Source organism: Stenotrophomonas sp. P5_A8 (genome assembly GCF_056400545.1).
Genome location: NZ_JBFULB010000366.1, coordinates 1 through 3,659, shown reverse-complemented (window position 1 = coordinate 3,659; position 3,659 = coordinate 1). Strand labels below are relative to the sequence as shown.

General features: G+C 68.3%; 3 protein-coding genes. All 3 read left to right on the top strand.

Going from position 1 to position 3,659, the window contains the following annotated elements:
- A partial coding sequence (locus AC1DQP_RS18070) for a copper resistance system multicopper oxidase (protein WP_478052156.1) occupies positions 1 to 1,713 on the top strand: 1,713 nt, incomplete at its 5' end.
- A complete protein-coding gene (locus tag AC1DQP_RS18065; RefSeq protein ID WP_457319573.1) occupies positions 1,710 to 2,789 on the top strand; it encodes a copper resistance protein B in 1,080 nt (359 codons plus the stop codon). The genes AC1DQP_RS18070 and AC1DQP_RS18065, both read left to right, overlap by 4 nt.
- Positions 2,790 to 3,051: 262 nt before the next feature.
- Positions 3,052 to 3,564 (top strand): GNAT family N-acetyltransferase, encoded by a 513-nt coding sequence (locus AC1DQP_RS18060; protein ID WP_457319574.1) that lies wholly within the window; start codon positions 3,052 to 3,054, stop codon positions 3,562 to 3,564.
- Positions 3,565 to 3,659: the final 95 nt, after the last annotated feature.

Genomic DNA, 3,659 nt, shown 5'->3' with positions numbered 1-3,659 from the left:
GGCGTGGTCGCCGGCCTGGTCGCCAGCGGCCTGCCCGCGCGCGCCTTCGCTGCCGCCGGCCCGGCCGTGGCCGGCGCCCCGCAGGTCCTCAGCGGTCCCGATGTGCAGTTACGCATCGGTGAATCGCTGGCCAATTTCACCGGCCGCACCCGCCCGGCCATCACCGTCAACGGCAGCCTGCCCGCGCCCATCCTGCGCTGGCGCGAGGGCGACACCGTCAACGTGCGCGTGGCCAACGCGCTGCACGGCCACCCCACCTCGATCCACTGGCACGGCATCCTGCTGCCGGCCAACATGGACGGCGTGCCCGGCCTGAGCTTCAACGGCATCGCCCCCGGCGAGGCCTACCAGTACCGCTTCACCCTCAAGCAGTCGGGCACTTACTGGTACCACAGCCACTCGATGTTCCAGGAACAGGCCGGCCTGTACGGCGCGCTGATCATCGACCCGTTGCAGCCAGCGCCGTACAACTTCGACCGCGAGCACGTGATCCTGCTGTCGGACTGGACCGACATGGACCCCGGTGCCCTGTTCCGTCGCATGAAGAAGCTGGCCGAGTTCGACAACTACTACAAGCGCACCCTGCCCGACTTCCTGCGCGATGTGCGCAAGGACGGCTGGGCGGCGGCCACCGCCGATCGCGGCATGTGGGGCCGGATGCGGATGACCCCCACCGACATCTCCGACATCAACGCGCACACCTACACCTACCTGCTCAACGGCACCGCCCCGGCCGGCAACTGGACCGGGCTGTTCCGCAGCGGCGAGAAGGTGTTGCTGCGCTTCATCAACGGCGGCTCGATGACCTACTTCGATGTGCGCATCCCGGGGCTGAAGATGACCGTGGTCGCCGCCGACGGCCAATACATCCACCCGGTCAGCATCGATGAGTTCCGCATCGCACCGGCCGAGACCTTCGACGTGATCGTCGAACCTACCGGCCAGGACGCGTTCACGATTTTCTGCCAGGACATGGGCCGCACCGGCTATGCGGCCGGCACCCTGGCCGTCCGCCACGGTCTGCAGGGGCCGATCCCGGCGCGCGACCCACGGCCGCTGCTGACGATGAGCGACATGGGCCACGACATGGGCCATGCCTCGAACGGCATGTCGGGGCACGACATGAAGGGCATGGAAGGCGGCTGCGGCGCCAACATGGGCCACGCCGCGCACGGCGGCACCGACAAGACGCCCCGGCACCCGCCCAGTGAGAAGGGCAACCCGCTGGTCGACATGCAGAGCATGGCCACCGCTCCCAAGCTCGACGATCCCGGCATCGGCCTGCGCGACAACGGCCGCACCGTGCTCACCTACGCCGCGATGCACAGCCTGTTCGACGATCCCGATGGCCGCGAACCCGGCCGCGAGGTCGAGCTGCACCTGACCGGCCACATGGAAAAGTTCAGCTGGTCCTTCGACGGCATCCCGTTCGCCAGCGCCGCACCGCTGCGCCTGAACTACGGCGAGCGCATGCGTATCGTGCTCGTCAACGACACCATGATGCAGCACCCGATCCATCTGCACGGAGTATGGAGCGACCTGGAAAACGCCGACGGCGCGTTCCAGCTGCGCAAGCACACCGTCGACATGCCGCCCGGCACCCGCCGCACCTATCGCGTGCGCGCCGATGCGCTGGGCCGCTGGGCCTACCACTGCCACCTGCTGTACCACATGGAAGCGGGCATGATGCGCGAAGTGAGGATCGAAGAATGAGCCGTTCTCCGATTGTCACGACGTCGATCCTGACCAGCGCGCTGCTGCTGGCGCTCTCCGCCCCGGCGTGGGCGCAGTCGCACGCAGGCCATGCCATGATTCCGCCGCCCGGCACCGATGCGCCGACGGTCGATGAAGATACGGTGGATCACGCCAGCATGGGCCACGGCCAGATGGACCATTCAAAAATGGATCACGGCGCCATGGACGACGGCCGGATGGACCACTCGAAGATGGATCACGGCAGCATGGATCACGGCCAGATGGATCCTGCGCCGACCCGCCACGGTGACGCCGATCATTCGACGATGGACCACGCCGCGATCGGCCACGGCCCGGCCAAGCCGCCGGCACCCGACACCCCACGGGAACCGATCCCGACGGTGACCGATGCCGACCGCATCGCCGCCTTCCCTGCGATCGAACACGGTGCGATGGAACACCCGCCCGAGATCCACAGCATGCTGCTGGTCAACCGGCTGGAGCACTGGGACGGCAAGCACGGCAACGGCCAGGCCTGGGAAGCCAGCGGCTGGGTCGGTGGCAACATCCACCGGGTGTGGCTGCGCAGCGAAGGCGAGCGCAGCGGTGGACGCACCGACTCGGCCAACCTGGACGTCCTGTATGGCCGCAGCGTGTCGCCGTGGTGGGACGTGCTGGTCGGTGCCCGGCAGGAACTCGGTCGCGGCGATTCGCGCACCTGGGCCGCGGTCGGCATCCAGGGGCTGGCGCCGTACAAGTTCGAGACCTCGGCCACGGCCTATGTCGGCCAGAGCGGTCAGGTCGCCGCTACCGTGGAAGTGGAATACGAGCTGCTGCTGACCAACCGGCTGATCCTGCAGCCGCTGGTGGAGGCCACGTTCACCGCCGAGGACGAACCGCGTTACGGCAACGGCAGCGGCCTGAACAAGGTCGAGGCCGGGCTGCGCCTGCGCTACGAGTTCAACCGTCGCTTCGCCCCGTACGTCGGCATCAGCCACGAACGCCTGTTCGGCGATACCGCCGATTATCACCAGGCCGCCGGCGAACGCGCCCGCGACACCCGCTGGGTGGCCGGCGTGCGTGTCTGGTTCTAAGCCAAAAAAAGATCCCGGGCGCGGCGGGCGCCCGGGATAACAGGGGTCGTGCATGCCGGATCCGACGGGCCCATCCGGGGCGTCACAGGCTGCCGCGCGCGGCGCGGTCGTCGCCTGTCCGACACCCGGGCGCCTTGCTCGTTGGCTGTCCCGGGTAATGATGTGATGCGCGGGAAAGCAGGTTCCGCCATCCCGCCCGTGGTTTTCGCTCCCGTTGGCCGCGATGGCGTACGCTGCCGGGCCATCCACTGCGCCTGCGCCCATGTCCCTGCAGATCCGCCGCGCCACCCCCGCCGATGCCGAGGCCGTCTCGGCGATCGCTGTCGCCACCTATACCGAAACCTTTGGCGATTCGTATCCGCCGCAGGATCTGCAGGCGTTCCTGCACGACCACTACAGCGCGGGCCCGCAGCGGCAGGAGCTGGAGGATCCACGCAGCGCGGTGTGGCTGCTGGAAGACGCCGGCCAGGCCGTGGGCTATCTGGCGGCGGGCGCCAACACCCTGCCGCATGCCGATGCAGTCCCCGATGATGTCGAGCTCAAGCGCCTGTACGTGCTGGCCAGCCATCAGGGCGGCGGCCACGGCGCGCGGCTGATGGACGCGTTCCTGCAGTGGCTCGATGAACCGCGACGCCGCACCCTGTGGGTGGGCGTGTGGTCGGAGAATTTCGGGGCGCAGCGCTTCTATGCGCGCTACGGCTGTGTGCAGGTCGGCACGTACGACTTCGTGGTCGGCGACAGCCGCGACCTGGAGTTCATCCTGCGCCGGCCCTGATCGACAGGCCCGGCGCGCCGGCTCAGAAGTCGAACAGGTCCGACAGGAAACTCTCTTTTTTCTTCTTGCGGTAGCCCTGCTGGTCACCGTACTGC

Coding starts and splice junctions, on each gene's coding strand:
- AC1DQP_RS18065 (WP_457319573.1), top strand. CDS start 1,710: ATGAGCCGTTCTCCGATTGTCACGACGTCGATCCTGACCAGCGCGCTG.
- AC1DQP_RS18060 (WP_457319574.1), top strand. CDS start 3,052: ATGTCCCTGCAGATCCGCCGCGCCACCCCCGCCGATGCCGAGGCCGTC.